Annotated in this window: 15 protein-coding genes; 6 read left to right on the top strand and 9 right to left on the bottom strand. The window is 65.8% G+C overall.

The genetic code is table 11. The features are described 5' to 3' along the window. Positions 1 to 16: 16 nt before the first annotated feature. Entirely contained in the window at positions 17 to 1423 is a 1407-nt protein-coding gene (locus tag ACSYG9_RS04360; protein WP_454841304.1) for a DUF2252 domain-containing protein, read from the bottom strand. A gap of 15 nt (positions 1424 to 1438) precedes the next feature. Continuing rightward, a complete protein-coding gene (locus ACSYG9_RS04365; RefSeq protein WP_440125982.1) occupies positions 1439 to 1867 on the bottom strand; it encodes a DUF7144 family membrane protein in 429 nt (142 codons plus the stop codon). A 140-nt stretch (positions 1868 to 2007) separates the two neighbouring features. Here ACSYG9_RS04365 and ACSYG9_RS04370 point away from each other — a divergent pair, with 140 nt between their 5' ends. Beyond that, positions 2008 to 3357, top strand: a complete 1350-nt coding sequence (locus tag ACSYG9_RS04370; RefSeq protein ID WP_454841305.1) for a diacylglycerol/lipid kinase family protein — start codon at positions 2008 to 2010, stop codon at positions 3355 to 3357. A gap of 30 nt (positions 3358 to 3387) precedes the next feature. On the opposite strand, the gene ACSYG9_RS04375 is transcribed toward ACSYG9_RS04370, so the two are convergent. From ACSYG9_RS04375 to ACSYG9_RS04390, 4 genes are read right to left on the bottom strand one after another with little or no spacing between them, the layout of a single operon-like run. Next, the gene (locus ACSYG9_RS04375; protein ID WP_440125984.1) at positions 3388 to 3993 is read right to left on the bottom strand and encodes a response regulator; all 606 of its coding nucleotides are present in this window, start codon (positions 3991 to 3993) and stop codon (positions 3388 to 3390) included. Continuing rightward, positions 3990 to 5075, bottom strand: a complete 1086-nt coding sequence (locus ACSYG9_RS04380) for a histidine kinase (RefSeq protein ID WP_440125985.1) — start codon at positions 5073 to 5075, stop codon at positions 3990 to 3992. Before ACSYG9_RS04380 ends, ACSYG9_RS04375 begins: the two co-directional genes overlap by 4 nt. Beyond that, the gene (locus ACSYG9_RS04385; protein WP_454841307.1) at positions 5072 to 5833 is read right to left on the bottom strand and encodes an ABC transporter permease; all 762 of its coding nucleotides are present in this window, start codon (positions 5831 to 5833) and stop codon (positions 5072 to 5074) included. Before ACSYG9_RS04385 ends, ACSYG9_RS04380 begins: the two co-directional genes overlap by 4 nt. After that, positions 5830 to 6747, bottom strand: a complete 918-nt coding sequence (locus tag ACSYG9_RS04390; protein ID WP_454842880.1) for an ABC transporter ATP-binding protein — start codon at positions 6745 to 6747, stop codon at positions 5830 to 5832. The genes ACSYG9_RS04385 and ACSYG9_RS04390 overlap by 4 nt, the downstream gene beginning before the upstream one ends. A 75-nt stretch (positions 6748 to 6822) precedes the next feature. On the opposite strand from ACSYG9_RS04390, the gene ACSYG9_RS04395 reads away from it, so the two are divergent. The 3 genes from ACSYG9_RS04395 (at position 6823) to ACSYG9_RS04405 (ending at position 8614) form a co-directional block, all read left to right on the top strand. Further along, complete coding sequence (locus ACSYG9_RS04395; RefSeq protein WP_454841309.1) at positions 6823 to 7263, top strand: DegT/DnrJ/EryC1/StrS family aminotransferase; 441 nt, start codon at positions 6823 to 6825, stop codon at positions 7261 to 7263. Positions 7264 to 7482: 219 nt separating this feature from the next. Further along, entirely contained in the window at positions 7483 to 7980 is a 498-nt protein-coding gene (locus tag ACSYG9_RS04400) for a hypothetical protein (RefSeq protein WP_454841310.1), read from the top strand. Next, positions 7973 to 8614 (top strand): RES family NAD+ phosphorylase, encoded by a 642-nt coding sequence (locus ACSYG9_RS04405; protein ID WP_454841312.1) that lies wholly within the window; start codon positions 7973 to 7975, stop codon positions 8612 to 8614. Before ACSYG9_RS04400 ends, ACSYG9_RS04405 begins: the two co-directional genes overlap by 8 nt. A 205-nt stretch (positions 8615 to 8819) precedes the next feature. Here ACSYG9_RS04405 and ACSYG9_RS04410 read toward each other — a convergent pair whose 3' ends face one another. Genes ACSYG9_RS04410 through ACSYG9_RS04420 form a run of 3 tightly spaced genes read right to left on the bottom strand, consistent with a single transcriptional unit; the run spans position 8820 to position 13079 of the window. Continuing rightward, the gene (locus tag ACSYG9_RS04410) at positions 8820 to 9992 is read right to left on the bottom strand and encodes a CaiB/BaiF CoA transferase family protein (protein ID WP_454841314.1); all 1173 of its coding nucleotides are present in this window, start codon (positions 9990 to 9992) and stop codon (positions 8820 to 8822) included. Then, positions 9992 to 11695 (bottom strand): acyl-CoA dehydrogenase family protein, encoded by a 1704-nt coding sequence (locus ACSYG9_RS04415; protein WP_440125991.1) that lies wholly within the window; start codon positions 11693 to 11695, stop codon positions 9992 to 9994. The genes ACSYG9_RS04410 and ACSYG9_RS04415 overlap by 1 nt, the downstream gene beginning before the upstream one ends. Positions 11696 to 11729: 34 nt before the next feature. Beyond that, a complete protein-coding gene (locus tag ACSYG9_RS04420) occupies positions 11730 to 13079 on the bottom strand; it encodes an MFS transporter (protein ID WP_454841316.1) in 1350 nt (449 codons plus the stop codon). Positions 13080 to 13214: 135 nt separating this feature from the next. On the opposite strand from ACSYG9_RS04420, the gene ACSYG9_RS04425 reads away from it, so the two are divergent. Continuing rightward, on the top strand, positions 13215 to 14099 hold the full coding sequence (locus ACSYG9_RS04425; protein ID WP_454841317.1) for a LysR substrate-binding domain-containing protein: 885 nt from the start codon (positions 13215 to 13217) through the stop codon (positions 14097 to 14099). A 65-nt stretch (positions 14100 to 14164) separates the two neighbouring features. After that, a complete protein-coding gene (locus ACSYG9_RS04430) occupies positions 14165 to 14950 on the top strand; it encodes an enoyl-CoA hydratase (protein ID WP_440125994.1) in 786 nt (261 codons plus the stop codon). Positions 14951 to 14961: the final 11 nt, after the last annotated feature.

Consider the following 14961-nt stretch of genomic DNA (forward strand, 5'->3'; position numbering starts at 1 on the left):
CGGGCGATGACTCGTCTCACAGGCCGGGTCGGGCGGTGACCCTTCCCTGACCGATCGCGTCGATCAGCAGCGCATGATCGTCGAGATTGCGCGCCGCGTACGTTTTCGCGAAGGCCACCATCGACTCGTCGAATTCGGTGCCGGATCCGAGGTATTCGGCGATGGCGATGCGGTCGCCGCTGCGGGCGTGCGCGTAGGCCAGGGTCCGTCCGCACAGCCGTCCGTACAGGGCCAGTCCTTCCGGCGACATCACCTCGACCGCGGCCGACCCCTTGCCGTCGCGCAACTGCCGTAGGTAGAAGTCGCGTCGCACACCGTCGACGCCGGGACCCTGTTCCCAGCCGAGGAAGATGTCGCTGGTCGCCTGCATCAGCCGCTGGCCGTTGACGACCCGTTCACCTTCGTTCTGGAACGTCGGGCCGTCGACGTATCCGGACAGCACCGACTTCTGCGCTTCTTTCGCCTGCAGGAACAGCGGGTCTCCGTCGTCGGCGCCGACCAGCAGGAAGATGAACGCCCGGGTACCGACGCTGCCGACACCGACCACCTTGCGCGCTGCCTGCACGAACTCGAACTGTTCGAGCAGGACGCGACGGTCCCACTGCAGCGTCGACCGGTACGCGCACATGCGTTGATGCAACTCTTCGTACAGCGCCGCGGTGTCACCAACGGCCAGGGCTTCCTCGAGCGGAACGATCAGCGGCGGATTGTGGATGATCTTCCGCTCTCCGTTCACGACCTCGGTGAGTTTGCTCAACGCCTGGACGCTGTCGCGGGTCTTGGACTTCTCGAGCATCTTGCGGGTGCGTTTCTTCATCGTCGTGTCGAGTACGTCTCGCAGCTCGACGAGATCGGTCGTCGGCTCGATGTGCGAGTACCACACCGCGAGATTGCCGCGCCCCGCCTGGACGAGCATCGTCTCCCGATACTCGGCGGCGCACGCCCGCGTGATCCGTTTGATGTGTTTTCGGCGGTACCCGTTCTCGAGACCCGCGACGGCCAGGCTCGCCACCAACCTCTTGACGTCCCATTCGAACGGGCCGGGGTAGGTTTCGTCGAAATCGTTGACGTCGAATGCCAGCTTGCGTTCCGGAGTCGCGAAGATCCCGAAATTGCTCAGATGCGCGTCTCCGCACAGCTGCGTGTGCAGACCTGAGTTCGGGGTGCGCGACAAGTCGTCGGCCATGACGAGGGCCGCACCCCGATAGAACGGGAAGGGCGAGGCCGACATCCGCCCGTACCGCACCGGCACGAGCTCCCGGACTCGTGACATCGCCTGCTGCTCGAGCAAACCGATCGGATCGCGTGCGGAATCCGTGTCGACTTCGGCGAGCGCCTCCAACGGAGTCACCTTCCGGGCAGCACGACCGCGCCGTGCTCGCTCTTCTCTGGACGGGTGCGCGACCACACCGGAAGCGGACATCGGCACTCGCCCCGATCAGACCCGGCCGGAATCGACCCGGTCGGAGCTGACCCGGTCAGGGCTCCATGTCGCGATTGCCCAGATGACGACGACATCGAGTGCGATGATCAGGATCGACCACCATGGGTAGTAGGGCAGCCACAGGAAATTGGCGACGATCGACAAGCAGAGGATGCAGATCGCCGCGAACCGCGCCCAGAGAGCGCCCGTGAACAGAACCAGGCCCGTCAGCGTGACGAGGATGCCGAGGATCAGGTGGATCCATCCCCACGTGGTGAAGTCGAACTTGTAGATGTACTCGATGCCGGTGACGAACACTTCGTCCTTGGCGATGGCCGCGATGCCCTGGAATATCTGCAGGACACCGACGGTGACAAGAAGAATTGCTGCGCCCATGGCGGTTCCCTTGGCGACAGCCTGCTTGGTATCCGGCTCTCCGGCCATGACTGTTCCCGTCTCGAATATGTATTGGACGGAATCAAGTGTGCGCCTTTGTGGACGGTTCGACGGCATAACGGCACAATTCCGACGTAACACGATACTCGGATAGCTACCGTGGGCCAGCGTGCGAGAGGTGGGCCGGCATGCCCGAAACTCTGATCATCGAGAACGGAACACCCGGTCGACGCTGGTGGGCGCGTGCCGCCTTCGCCCTCGCATTCCTCGCCGTCGTCGTCCCCGTGCTGTTCGCCGGTCTGCTGAGCACGATGGGAATTCTCCTCATCGGGGTCGGCGGTGCGGTGGTTTTCGCGGCCGCGCTGTACTGGTTCCTCGCCGGCCGTGGTTCGCTGCGCTGGGCGGCCTTGGCCGTAGCGGTGCTCGCACCGCTGACGGTATTCGTGTTCTTCATCCGGGCGAATCTGCTCGCGGTGGTGATCGCGTCGCTGGTCCTCGCAGCCCTCGCTACGGCCTGCGCTCGTGCAGCGTTGCGACGCAAGGCTTCTGACGAGGTGATGTTGGAGATCCCGGCAACACCACCGAGCCACCCGTTCCTCATCATGAACCCCCGATCCGGGGGTGGAAAGGTCACGCGGTTCGATCTTCAGCACAAAGCGGAGAAACTCGGCGCCGAAGTGGTTCTGCTCGACGAGACGAACTTTTCCGCCGTCGATGAACTCGCCCGCCGGGCAGTCATGAACGGCGCAGATCTGCTCGGCGTTGCCGGCGGCGACGGCACCCAGGCACGTGTCGCTGCGGTCGCCGCCGAGTTTCGGGTGCCGTTCATGGTGATCAGCGCCGGGACACGCAATCATTTCGCGATGGACCTCGGGCTCGATCGCGACGATCCCACGCGGTGCCTCGACGCGCTCTGCGACGGCGTCGACATTCGCATCGATCTCGGGCGGATCAACGGGCGGGCGTTCGTCAACAACGCGTCGTTCGGTGTGTACGCCGAGGTGGTACGTAGCCCCGCCTACCGAGACGACAAGACTCGGACCGTGCTGAAGATGCTTCCGGATCTGCTTGCCGGACAGTCCGGTCCGAATCTGGTCGCGCAGATCGGCGACGTCACCGTCCGCTCCCCGCAGGCCGTGCTGGTGAGCAACAACCGTTACGGCGGAAGCGACCTCGCGGGCATGAGTCGCCGGGACCGGCTCGACCGGGGGCTGCTCGGCGTCGTGACGGTGTCGGTCGCCGGTGCCGGCCAGGCAGTCTCCCTGCTACGACGGACTCATGCGCGCGGCCTGACCCAGCACGAGACGTCCGAGGTGATCATCGACGCCGACACAGCCGAGATCTCGGTGGGGGTGGACGGTGAGTCTCTCCTGTTGACCACGCCGGTGCGGTGCACGATCGAACCGGGGGCGCTGCGGGTGCGGGTGCCACGTGAGCGTCCAGGCACCAAACCGTCACCGCCTCCGGTCGATTGGGTGCGGTTGCGTGCGCTGGCAAGGTTCGGATCGGCGCCCCGGCCTGATGGCCGGCCCGAGTAGCCGCCAGGCGCCCGAGCGCGGGCATCACGCTCAGATCCACCCGTTCTGCTGGGCTCGCCGTGCCGCTTCGACCCTCGTCGTCGTCCCCGTCTTCCCGATCGCCGACGACAGGTAGTTGCGCACCGTCCCCTGCGACAGGTGCACAGCTGAGGCGATCGCGGCGACGGGCACACCGTCCAATGCCGCGCGCAGCACGTCGCGTTCGCGGTCGGTGAGGGGGTTGTTGCCACCGGCGATGGACTCGGCGGCCAGCGCCGGATCCACGACACGTTCGCCTCGCCGAACTCGCCTCACCGCTTCGGCGAGTTCGGCGGCGGGCGTGTCTTTGACGACGAACCCCGACGCACCCGCTTCGAGGGCAGAGCGAAGGTAACCGGGTCTGCCGAAGGTGGTGACGATCAGCGACCGCACGTCGGGTAGTTCGCGGGCGAGTTCCCCGGCCGCCGTGATCCCGTCGAGCCCCGGCATTTCGATGTCGAGCAGGCACACTTCGGCGTTGCTCGACCGTGCTGCGGCGATGACCTCGTCGCCTCTGCCTACTTCGGCGACGACCTCGATGTCCCCTTCGAGTCCGAGCAGGGCTGCCAACGCGCCGCGCACGAGTGCCTGGTCGTCGGCCAACAACACGCGAATCATCCGAACTCCACTTTCAGCTCTGTGCCTGCCCCCGCGGGTCCTGTACCGACGGTGAACTTCCCGCCTGCCGATCGGACTCGATCGCGTAGACCTCGCAGGCCGTTGCCCTCGCGAATGCCGTCGGTGCCCACACCGTCGTCGGTGACGCGCAACGAATGTCCGTCGAGGTCTATCTTGCAGTGATACGCGTTGCTGTGCCGCACCACATTGGTGACCGCTTCTCGCAGCACCCAGCCGAGCACAAGGCGATAGCGGGGGTCGACGACGGAGGCGTCGCCGCGTATTTCGACGTCGATCCCGGCGTCGCCGAGTGCGGTGCCTGCGCGGTCGAGTTCGTCGCCGAGCCGCGCGACACGCAGCCCTGTGACCGTGGCCCGCACTTCACCGAGGGCTTCGCGGGTGAGGGAACGGATCGCAGCGAGCTCCGCTTTCGCTCGTTGCGGGTCGACGTCGACGAGTCGTTCGGCCAGTTCGGCTTTCACGGTGACTGCGGTGAGGCTGTGGCCGAGGACGTCGTGCACGTCGCGGGCGACGCGGTCGCGTTCGTCGGCGATCACGAGTTCGTTGCGCAGTGCGTTGTATTCGTCGTCGCGGTCGCCGACTGCGCGGATCACCGCGGTGATCCCACCCACCAGCACGACGATCAACGTATAGAAGAAATCGTCACGAAGGGTGCCGTTCCACCACGGCACCAGCAGGCATACAGCGGCGACGACAGCGAGGACGATCATCCTCGGCACGAACGTCAGCGTGAACATCGCGAAGGACACGACGAAAGCACCCATACCCAGTGCGGCCGTACCGATGTGCAGGCTCACGGCGCAGATCAGCAGCACCAGTAGCGGTAGGTGGATGGCCGCGATACGGGCCGGGGGTGCCTTCTCGGTATAGAGCGAACGGAATCCGTGGATGTACACGATCGCGAATGCGGCGATGCCCGCACTGCCGAGCGTCCTGCCGAGGGCCGATCCTGTGGTCACCACCTCGGACAGGGGGTAGATCAGGAACAGGAGCCACACGGTGGCCATGAACCATCCGAACCGAGCCCACGGGTCCTCGTCCGTTCGTCCGCTTTCGGTCACTGCCGGCCCCGCCCTCGTTTCACCAGGTAGGTCGAGAGAACCACGAAGATCACCGCCCACACCGACAAGTTGAGCGCCGGTACCCACAGCGGTTCGGCAGGTAGGGGGTTGCCGTTGCTGTCGATCAGGACGCCCTCGGTCAGAGGGTACCGGGCGAGCGCCACGTAGCCGTAGAGCGGCGTGAACTTCGCGATGGCGAGCATGGCGCCGGAGAGCGGAATGAAGATGTTGCCGAGGAATGCGAGAACCACCAGGCTGCCGCTCGCGGCGCCGACAGCGGCCTCCGATCGGAATGCGAGGCCGAACATCAGGCCGTACACGGAGAACACGGCGGCACCGACTAGCACGGCGATCGAACTCAGGATCCAGGCGTTCCACTCCCCCGATGCTCCCGTGAACACACCCAGGATGAAGATCAGTGCGATGGGAATGGCGGCGAACATCAGCGCGACGGTCGCTTTCATCGCGACGAATCCCGCATCCGTCAGTGGCGTCAGACCGAGTTGACGTCCCCACCCCTGCATGCGTTCGACGGCGGCCATCCCGCCGATGCCGGTGGTCGCGGTGACCGCGCCGTATGCGGCCATCGAGATCATGATGTACATGGCGACGTTGCCGTGGCCGGCCGATTCGGACGAATACGACTGCGATGCACCGAAGATGATGTAGAAGAAGGCGGGCAGGATCGCGATGAAGAAGACGCTCACGTAATCACGGAACTTGCGGCGCAATTCGAGGCGGATGAACGTAGTTGTCATGCGGGCACCTTCTCGGTGAGTGTGAGGAACGCGGTTTCGAGCGAACCACCGGTGATTTCGAGGTTGGTGGCACCGAGGTCGACAAGGAGCGTGCGGGCCACGTCGTCGGAATCCGTTGCCCTGATTTCGATCCGGTTGCCCATCACGGAGATACCCGCGACACCGGAGTGCAACGCCAACACCGCGCGCACGTCGTCCTCGCGTCCGTCGGCGATGTCGGCGGAGACGATCCGTCCGGTGGCGAGCGCGCGGATCTCGGAGGTCGGGCCATCGGCGACGACGCGCCCTCCGGCGACCATCACGATGCGATCCGCGAACGAGTCGGCCTCTTCGAGGTAGTGAGTGGCGAAGACAACGGTGCGTCCTCGGTCGGCCTCGGCGTGCATCGTCGTCCAGAAGTCGCGGCGCGCTCCGACGTCCATCCCTGCGGTCGGTTCGTCGAGGACGATCAGGTCGGGGTCGGGTAGCAGGGCGAGGGCGAAGCGCAATCGTTGCTGTTCACCGCCCGAGCACTTCGACACCATGCGGCCCGAAAGTGTCGCGACCCCGGCCCGCTCGAGGACCTCGTCGACGTCGCGGTGCTCGGGGAAGGTGGAGGCGATCATCTGCACGGTCTCACGGACGGTGAGATCGCGCAGCAGCCCTCCGGTCTGGAGTACCGCAGAGACTTGGCCTGCGGCGATGGCGTGCCGTGGCGGTTTCCCGAAGACCGACACCACTCCGGCGGTGGGTTCGGTGAAGCCCAGCACCATGTCGAGGGTGGTGGTCTTGCCCGCGCCGTTCGGGCCGAGCAGCGCGACGACTTCGCCGCGCTGCACGGCCAGGTCGAGGTGGTCGACGGCGCGTACCTCGTCGCCGCCACGAGGCCGGAAACTCTTGACGACGCCGCGCAGCTCGATGGCTGCGCCATCCATGTTGTCCATGATCAGAAGTCTGCTGTGTCGCGGGGTGCGCCGCGATCCCCGCCTGTCACAAGATCACGATGACAAATGTCAGACGGGGACGCGCGGTACGAGCGCCCCTCATCCGGACACAACTCCCGCCTCCGCGAGGTGCAAGCGGACATCCTGGGGCACAAGCTGACCCGCCTCGACCACTACACGGCCGGCCGCAACGCCGTCGCCCGACGCCATGAAGGGCTGCTGTCCGACCTCGAACAGTCCGGAGGGTTCCGACTGCCGGGCACCAGCCCGAACAACACCCACCCAGCGACGCCGTCATCGAGGCCTTGCGCAAAGTCGACATCGAATCGAACATCAGCTACCCGTGGCCGGTGCACACCGAGCGGATTCCGGCATCTCGGCTACCACGAAGGCGACCTCCGCGCGCCCCCGCGCCCGCGGCGGCGATCACAGTGCTTCCCACCGGCGCCCGCACTGCGCCTGCCGGCAGCGGTCCAGGTACCCGGCAAGGTCAGGTGGGCTCAATGACAGTGGGAGCTCTTTCCGCGCCCTGCCACCTCCCGATCAATCTACAGTAGAATTCTATATAGAATCTTGTTGAGGGCACCCGTCCGGGCACCGAGGAGGGACATGGCACACAAGACCTCAGGCTCGAGCTACCAGCCAGATCCACAACCACAGCGCAGCAGCACAAGCGACCACGAATTCATCGCCCGGATGCGAGCCGAGCTGTACAGGAGACCAAGCATGCGCCTGATCGCCGACAGGGTCACCCGCATCATGCTCGCCGGACGGATCGATCGAGACGACCCGATCCTCGAACTCATCGAATCGGACGACATCCTCGACGAAAAGACAGTCCTGAGCGACGCCGTCGAACACATCCTGTCGTTCCCGCACCTGTCCGCCAAAGAGGTCGCAAACCAGTACAACAAGAACTGGACCAACCCCAGCGATGCGCTACGCAAACTCAGCGCCAAAGGCGAAGTCATCGGACTCAAACGGGCCGGGAAGTTCCGGTATCCGGAGTTTCAGTTCTCGCAGTCCGACGAGGCGAATCAGGTAGCGCGGAAAGGCAACGTGAATCTCGGCGCCCGAGATGACCCGTGGGGTGTCGCGTCATGGTGGCTCTCACCCAACCCGTCGGCCGAAGACCGCAAGTCTCCGGCCCAACTTCTGAACGAGGGATCGCTCGACGCCGTGCGCGCGTTGCTGGATGCCGAGATCGCGGACGACATTGCCTAACCGCCCACCACCGGCATCAGTCACCGCGCACATCGGGTCGCTCACCGCCGGAACCACGCTCTGGCGTATCCACTCCGGCGACCCGAACCGGGGGGCCCTGACCCTGAACCCGACCCCGGCGGGAGCGGGAGGCGGACGGTTCGACTCGTCCGACGGGTCGTACCACTACAGCTATTTCGGGGAGGACATCTCCACGTGCATCGCGGAGACCTACTGCCGGTCGCTGCCGTTGGATGATCACGTTCCCAGAATCCTGAGGAAGACCAAGTTGGCCGGTCGACTCCTGTCCCAGGTCACCGTCACCGACGATGTCCCGGTCGCACTGCTGCACGGCTCTCATCTGGCAGCGATCGGCCAAGACACCTGGCTGACGAAATGCGACCCCGTCGACTACCGGACCACCCGAGACTGGGCAGCATCCATCCTGCGCGGGACCGACGGCGCGCTCGGCATCAAGTACCGGGCACGCAACGACGAGGACAAGTTCTCTGTCATCATGACAATCACACCCCATGGAGGCGTGAGGCTGCATGACCTGATGACCGTGTCCCGGGGCCCGATCAAGCTCGATGACCGCGCCGGGACGGAGTTGATCAGATCCCACCTCGCGGCATACAACGCAACACTCATCTGAGCGTCCACATCTATCTCCCACTGTCCGCAATCGACGTTGGGCGGCGGAGATGACCCTGAAAAGCCAGCCGCCAGTACAGCATTGCCACTGCCTATCAACGAGACCACCACAGACCACCTAAATGCACGAGGCAGCGAGCTGATCAGGGCACATAGGGATCTTCCTGCACATGGCGACGCTACCGACACCCGAATCAGGACAAATGTCAGACGGGGACGGTCCGATACCTCTCCAGCACGTCGTCGGTGTGCTCGCCGTGCGCCGGCGGCGCCGAACGCAGCGGTGGACGCGCTCCCCCGAAGTTGACGGGGAAGGCAATCTGTTCGAGTGGGCCCGACGCGTGGTCGACGGTGCCGATCATGCCGATCGCGGCGGTGTGCGGGTCGTCGTAGATCTCGTCGAGGTGTCGTATCGGCGAGACCGGCACCGCGTGTTCCTCGAGTACCCGGCACCAGTACTCGACGGTATTCGCGGCGAATGCCTCGGTGAGCACCTGCTCGAGTTCGTCGCGGTGCTCGATGCGGTCTCGGTTGCGGTGGAACCGCGGGTCGATCGCAAGTTCTGCGCGACCCATCGCCCGGCACAGGGCATCCCACAATCCGTCGTTGCCGACGGCGACGACGAAATAGCCATCGCTGGCCGGATATGCCTGGTACGGAGCAAGATTGGGATGCGCGGAGCCGAGGGCATGCGGGCGCTGTTTCGTCGCGAAGTAGTTGGTCGCCCAGTTGACGTGCATCGCGAGCTGGCATTCGAACAGCGATGTGGTGACGTACTGGCCACGTCCCGTCCGGCTCCGTTCGACCAGGGCCGCGAGCACGCCGATCACACCGAACAGGGCTGCGCCGAGGTCACCCATCGCGTAACCGGACTTCATGGGTGCGCCACCCGGCTCGCCGGTCAACGACATCAGCCCGCCTGCGGCCTGCGCGACCATGTCGTAGCCCGGCTGGTCCGCCAAAGGTCCTTCGTCGCCGAACGCCGAGATGTGCAGGACGACGAGATGCGGGTGCCGTTCCGACAGTGCGCGATAGTCGAAGATCTTCTGCAGTCCGCTGCCCGGTTTGAAGTTCTCCACGACGACGTCGGCGTCCTCGAGCATCCGGTGGACGATCCGCTGCCCTTCCTCCGATTTCAGGTCGAGGGTCACCGACTTCTTGCCGCGGTTGACCGCGAGATAGTAGGTGGCGTCGTCCCCGACGAAAGGGGGGCCCCACGTGCGTGTGGGGTCGCCGCCGTCGGGATGCTCCACTTTGGTCACGTCGGCGCCGAGGTCGGCGAACGACATCGTTGCGTACGGTCCGGCCAGGATCTTGGACAGATCGACCACTTTGACTCCGGCGAGGGGCGCCGGTCCGGTGACGGGATTCTCGGTCATCAGCGTGCTCCTGCAAGTGAGTCCGTCGCCGCGGCGTGCGCAACGGACGGGTCGATGTCGGTGCCGTCGACGACGGCATCGAGGTGTGCCAGCGCGACGGCATTCGGTTCGCCGGCAAGGCCGCTGAGATAGGCGTTCGCCACCAGCAGCGACCGGTATCCGCGACCACGCGCGATGCGGTCGGACGCGAGGTCGACGAGCAGGGTGGCCATCACGGTGCGCGCGAGATCGTCCGTGTAGGTGGCGCAGAGGGTTTGAGCGCGCACGTCGTCGCTCGCGAGCAGTTCCTCCCCCTTGGCTTCGAGCGCATCCCACCGTTCCCACAGTTCCGCGACGGCGGGTGCGCAGTCGCCTCCCGCGGATTCTAGGATCGCGCGCATCGCTACCGCCAGGACTCGGTGTGCACCGTTCTTGCGCATGGAGCGCAGGACGTCGAGGGCGATGACGTTGCTCGAGCCCTCCCAGATGGACCCGAGGTGCGAGTCGCGGACGAGCCGCGCGAACACCCTGTCCTCGATGTACCCGTTGCCGCCGCGGATCTCCATCGCCTCGCCGGTGACAGTGCGCGCACGCTTGCATATGTAGTGCTTCGCGACGGGGGTGAGGATCCGGACGATGCTGCGTGCAGCGTCGTCACCGCGGTCGGCACGGTCGAGGGTGGCTCCGCTGTAGGCGACGAGTGCGAGTGCTGCCTCGGCGTCGAGTGCGAGCGGCAGCAGTGTCGCGCGCATGAGTGGCTGGTCGAACAGGGTCTTGCCGAACACTTCCCGAACCCGGGTGTGTTCGACCGCGTCCCGCAGCGCGCGGCGCATGAGCGCGCTGGAACGCATCGCGTTGGAGAGCCTGGAGGTGTTGAGCATCTCGGTCATCTGACGGAAACCGCGGTCGAGTTCGCCGACCTGCAGGGCGTATGCGCCGTGCAGCGTGACTTCACCGCTGGGCATCGAGCGGGTGCCGAGTTTGTCCTTGAGCCGGTCGATCGTGTAGGAGTTCCGCGTTCCGTCGGGAAGTCGCTTGGGCACCATGAACATTCCCACGCCGCGCGTGGAGTTCTCGGTGCCGCCGGGGAACCGAGCGAGCGTGACGATGACGTCGGCGTCCGGGTTGGAGGCGAACCATTTACGGCCCGTGAGGCGCCACGCCGTGCCGTCGCGCTCGGCGCGGGTCTCGGTCTGCGCGATATCGGTTCCGGCCTGCGTCTCGGTCATGAACATCGCGCCGGTCAGCGCCGCGTCCGGGTCGGTGGAGGTCAGTCCGTCGATGTAGGGCCCGAACACGTCGGGATCACCGAACATGCGCAGCGTGCGGGCAGCGGCATCGGTCATCGACACCGGGCATGCGAGCCCGAACTCGGCCTGCACGAACAGGTAGGACGCGAGGTACTTGACGAGATGCGGGGGCACGTCCGTCCAGCCGTGAACAGGGCGATGCGAGAGCGCAGAGAGTCCGTACTCCGAGTACGCGGCGCGGCACAGTTCCAGATAGGCGGGGTGGTAGTCGATGGTGTCGATGCGCTCGCCGTCGCAGTCGTATTGGCGAAGTGTCGGGGGGTGCGCATTGGCGGTGGCGGCGAGTGCATCGAGTCGCTGTGCGGCGTCGGCGCCGAGGCGGTCGAGGAGACGCTCGGTGAGTTCACGGTCGGGTTCGTCGATCCACCGGTCGAGCACTGCCCGGAGTGCGGGATCCTCGTGTGCGTAGTTCATCGTCGTCCTTTCGGCAGTGTGTTCTCGGCGGAAGTCAGTGGGTGGCAGCGGGTGCGCGGGCGGGCGCGGGGTCCGCAGGTTCGGCGTCGGCACCGGACGCGGTGGCCGATCGGCGCAGGAGCGCTGTCATGCAGACCAGCGAGAGCAGAACGTATCCGAGCCCGAGTCCGACGACCGGCCAGATCGTTCCGGTGCGATTGAGCAGGAACTGGCTGACCATCGGAGCTGTACCCGCGAAGATTGCCGTCGACAGCTGGTACGACAGCGAGATTCCCGTGTAACGGATGTGAGTGGGGAACACCTGCGCGAGGATGCCCGCCAGCGCCGCGTAGTACATCGCGTGCGGCGCCGTTGCGAGGACCATGCCGATGATCGCCCAGGTGAGCGAGCCGGTCTGGATGAGCACGAACATCAGCGGCAGGACGACGAGCTCGGGGATCAACATCCACAGCACTGCTCGACGCACATCGATCCGGGTGGCGAGGATGGCGCCGAACGGCTGCACGATGACCTGCGCGACCAGCGCGAGGGTGATGACGAGCAGAAAGTCGCCCCGGTCGAATCCGAGATCCGTCGTGGCCCAGGCCAGCGCGAAGGTCGTCTTGACGTAGGTGATCGCGACACCGGCGACCACCGCACCGACTCCGAGCAGCAAGACCGTCTTGTGCGTGCTGAGCACCTCGGCCAGCGGAAGACGCTTCTTCTCCTGGGACTCGACTGCCGCCTTCATCTCGGGGGTTTCCTGGATCCGCAGCCGGATGTAGAGGGCCACGACCACCAGTGCGGCGGAGGCAACGAACGGGATCCGCCAACCCCAGCCTTCGAATGCGGCATCGGACATCGCGGTCAGGCCGAGGAAGGCCACTGTCGCAAGGAGATTGCCCACAGGTGATCCTTGCTGAGCGAACGCGCCGTAGAGCACCTTCTTGCGTGGTGGGGCAAATTCCGTGGCGATGAGGACGGCACCTCCCCATTCCCCGCCCATCGCGATGCCCTGCAACACGCGCAACAGGACCAGGAGAATGGGCGCCCAGATACCGATCTGGGCGTAGGTCGGCAGCAGGCCCACGCCGACAGTGCCGATGCCCATGATCGCGAGGGTGGTGATGACGGCGTTCTTGCGTCCGAACTTGTCGCCGAAGTGACCGAAGACGACGCCGCCGAGTGGTCGTGCGATGAATCCGACCGCGAAGGTCGCGAATGCGGCCAGCGTGCCGATTGCCGGGGAGACATCGGGGAAGAACAGCTTGCCCAGCACCAGCGCGGACGCCGTGCCGTAGATGTAGAAGTCGAACCACTCGATCGTGGTGCCGACGAAGGCGGTCACGCCGGCTCGGCGCGCAGCTCTGGTGTCGTGCGCGGTGTGCTCTGGGGTTGGATTCACGATGCACTCCGAGGCGTGTCGTGCGGGCCATGTCCGCGAATGAATGAGGCGTGTATCACTATCGACGGGCGATCGTGTAAAGTCCAAGACTTAATTCAACATGATTATGTGGATATTCCACTGAGTTGAGGCGACATGGAATTCCGTCAGCTGCAGGCGTTCCTCGCCGTTGCCGAGGAACTGCATTTCGGACGCGCCGCGGAACGACTGCACATCGCACAGTCGCCGCTGAGCCAGATGATCCGCACCCTCGAACGAGAGCTCGGCGCCCGATTGTTCGAGCGCACCACCAGATCGGTGCAGCTCACCGCCGCAGGCACCGCACTACTGGCCCCCGCGCGGGTAATCGCAGCCCAGCTCCAGGTGGCACGCGCGGTAGTGCGATCGACCGCGGCCGGAGAGACCGGCGTGGTCAGCGCCGGATTCGGCGGCGCGAGCGGCTACACCGTGCTGTCCGAACTGACCCGGGCGCTCGCGGATCACCATCCCGGCATCGCACTCGATCTACGCCCCCAGACCTATTCGGGTGAGGTGCTCGATCTCGTCGCCCAGGGCCTGCTCGACATGGGCATCGTCGGTCTCCCCGTCCCCGACGACTTCGCCACCGAGACCGTGCGACACGAATCCCTGATGGTCGCGGTACCGGCCGGGCATCGACTCACCGACCGCGACACTCTCGAACCCGGCGATCTCGCAGGTGAGCGGCTGGTGGTCTATCCCGCAGCGCACGGCTCACTCGTGCGCGACGCCACCTTCACCGTGTGCGCCTCGGCGGGATTCGCACCGACCATCGCTCGTGAAGCCCCCGACCCGTACAGCCTCCTGGCCCTCGTCGGCGCGGGGGTGGGGATCGCCGTCGTCGTGTCGTCGACCGCGCACATCACCGTCGACGGCGTGCAGTACATCCCGCTCGACGGCGGCCCGGTACTTCCGATCGCGCTCGCGTGGCGACGCGACAACATCGCTCCCGCACTCCACCGGGTATTGGAGGTGCTGCGCGGACTGCCCCGGCCCCGATAGCGCCGAACGTCTCCGGTCGGGTAGACAGAGGTCAAGTCGCAGCACGAGAGCACTGAGGAGAAGTTGTGTCGGAATCGATCCTGCTCGTCGAACAACGCGGTCCCGTCCGCGTTCTCACGTTCAACCGACCGCAGCAACGCAATGCGCTCAGCTCGGCGCTCATCGACACCCTGCGCGCGGAACTCGCCGCAGCGGACGCCGACGACCGGACAAGCGTCGTCATCCTCACCGGCTCCGACCCCGCCTTCTGCGCGGGCCTCGACCTACAAGAACTCGGATCGGGCGGCAACACGCTCCTGAAGGTGGAGGACGACGACGTTCCCGTCGGGCATCCCTGGGCGCCCCTGACGAAGCCGGTGATCGGTGCGATCAACGGCGCCGCCATCACCGGCGGCCTCGAACTCGCGCTCGCCTGCGACATTCTCATCGCCTCGAAGCGGGCACGATTCGCCGACACCCATGCCCGCGTCGGTGTACTCCCGGGCTGGGGCCTGACGTCACGCCTGCCCGCCGCGGTGGGTCGCGGGTTCGCCCGGCGCATGAGCCTGTCCGGAAATTTCGTCGGCGCCGAAGAAGCTCTGCGCGTGGGGCTGGTCACCGAAGTAGTTGAGCACGACGCCCTCCTCGACACCGCCCTCGAACTCGCCACGACGATCGCTGGCAACGATCAGCCCGGTGTCCGCACCCTGCTCGCGTCGTACCGCCGGGCCGAAGAGCACCTCGTCGACCCCGCCCTGCGGGTCGAGAACGCAACATCGCGGGCGTGGTTGGAGAGCTTCACGCCCGACCGTGTCGCGGATCGGCGTGCAGACGTCATCGGGCGGGGACGCTCGCAGAACGTCGCTCGCTGAAGCTCGCAACC

The organism is Rhodococcus sp. SJ-2 (assembly GCF_053750035.1).

Excerpts from the sequence above, each read along its gene's own strand:
- ACSYG9_RS04360 (WP_454841304.1), bottom strand. The coding sequence starts at position 1,423 with ATGTCCGCTTCCGGTGTGGTCGCGCACCCGTCCAGAGAAGAGCGAGCA.
- ACSYG9_RS04365 (WP_440125982.1), bottom strand. The coding sequence starts at position 1,867 with ATGGCCGGAGAGCCGGATACCAAGCAGGCTGTCGCCAAGGGAACCGCC.
- ACSYG9_RS04370 (WP_454841305.1), top strand. The coding sequence starts at position 2,008 with ATGCCCGAAACTCTGATCATCGAGAACGGAACACCCGGTCGACGCTGG.
- ACSYG9_RS04375 (WP_440125984.1), bottom strand. The coding sequence starts at position 3,993 with ATGATTCGCGTGTTGTTGGCCGACGACCAGGCACTCGTGCGCGGCGCG.
- ACSYG9_RS04385 (WP_454841307.1), bottom strand. The coding sequence starts at position 5,833 with ATGACAACTACGTTCATCCGCCTCGAATTGCGCCGCAAGTTCCGTGAT.
- ACSYG9_RS04390 (WP_454842880.1), bottom strand. The coding sequence starts at position 6,747 with ATGGATGGCGCAGCCATCGAGCTGCGCGGCGTCGTCAAGAGTTTCCGG.
- ACSYG9_RS04395 (WP_454841309.1), top strand. The coding sequence starts at position 6,823 with ATGTCAGACGGGGACGCGCGGTACGAGCGCCCCTCATCCGGACACAAC.
- ACSYG9_RS04400 (WP_454841310.1), top strand. The coding sequence starts at position 7,483 with ATGCGCCTGATCGCCGACAGGGTCACCCGCATCATGCTCGCCGGACGG.
- ACSYG9_RS04410 (WP_454841314.1), bottom strand. The coding sequence starts at position 9,992 with ATGACCGAGAATCCCGTCACCGGACCGGCGCCCCTCGCCGGAGTCAAA.
- ACSYG9_RS04415 (WP_440125991.1), bottom strand. The coding sequence starts at position 11,695 with ATGAACTACGCACACGAGGATCCCGCACTCCGGGCAGTGCTCGACCGG.
- ACSYG9_RS04425 (WP_454841317.1), top strand. The coding sequence starts at position 13,215 with ATGGAATTCCGTCAGCTGCAGGCGTTCCTCGCCGTTGCCGAGGAACTG.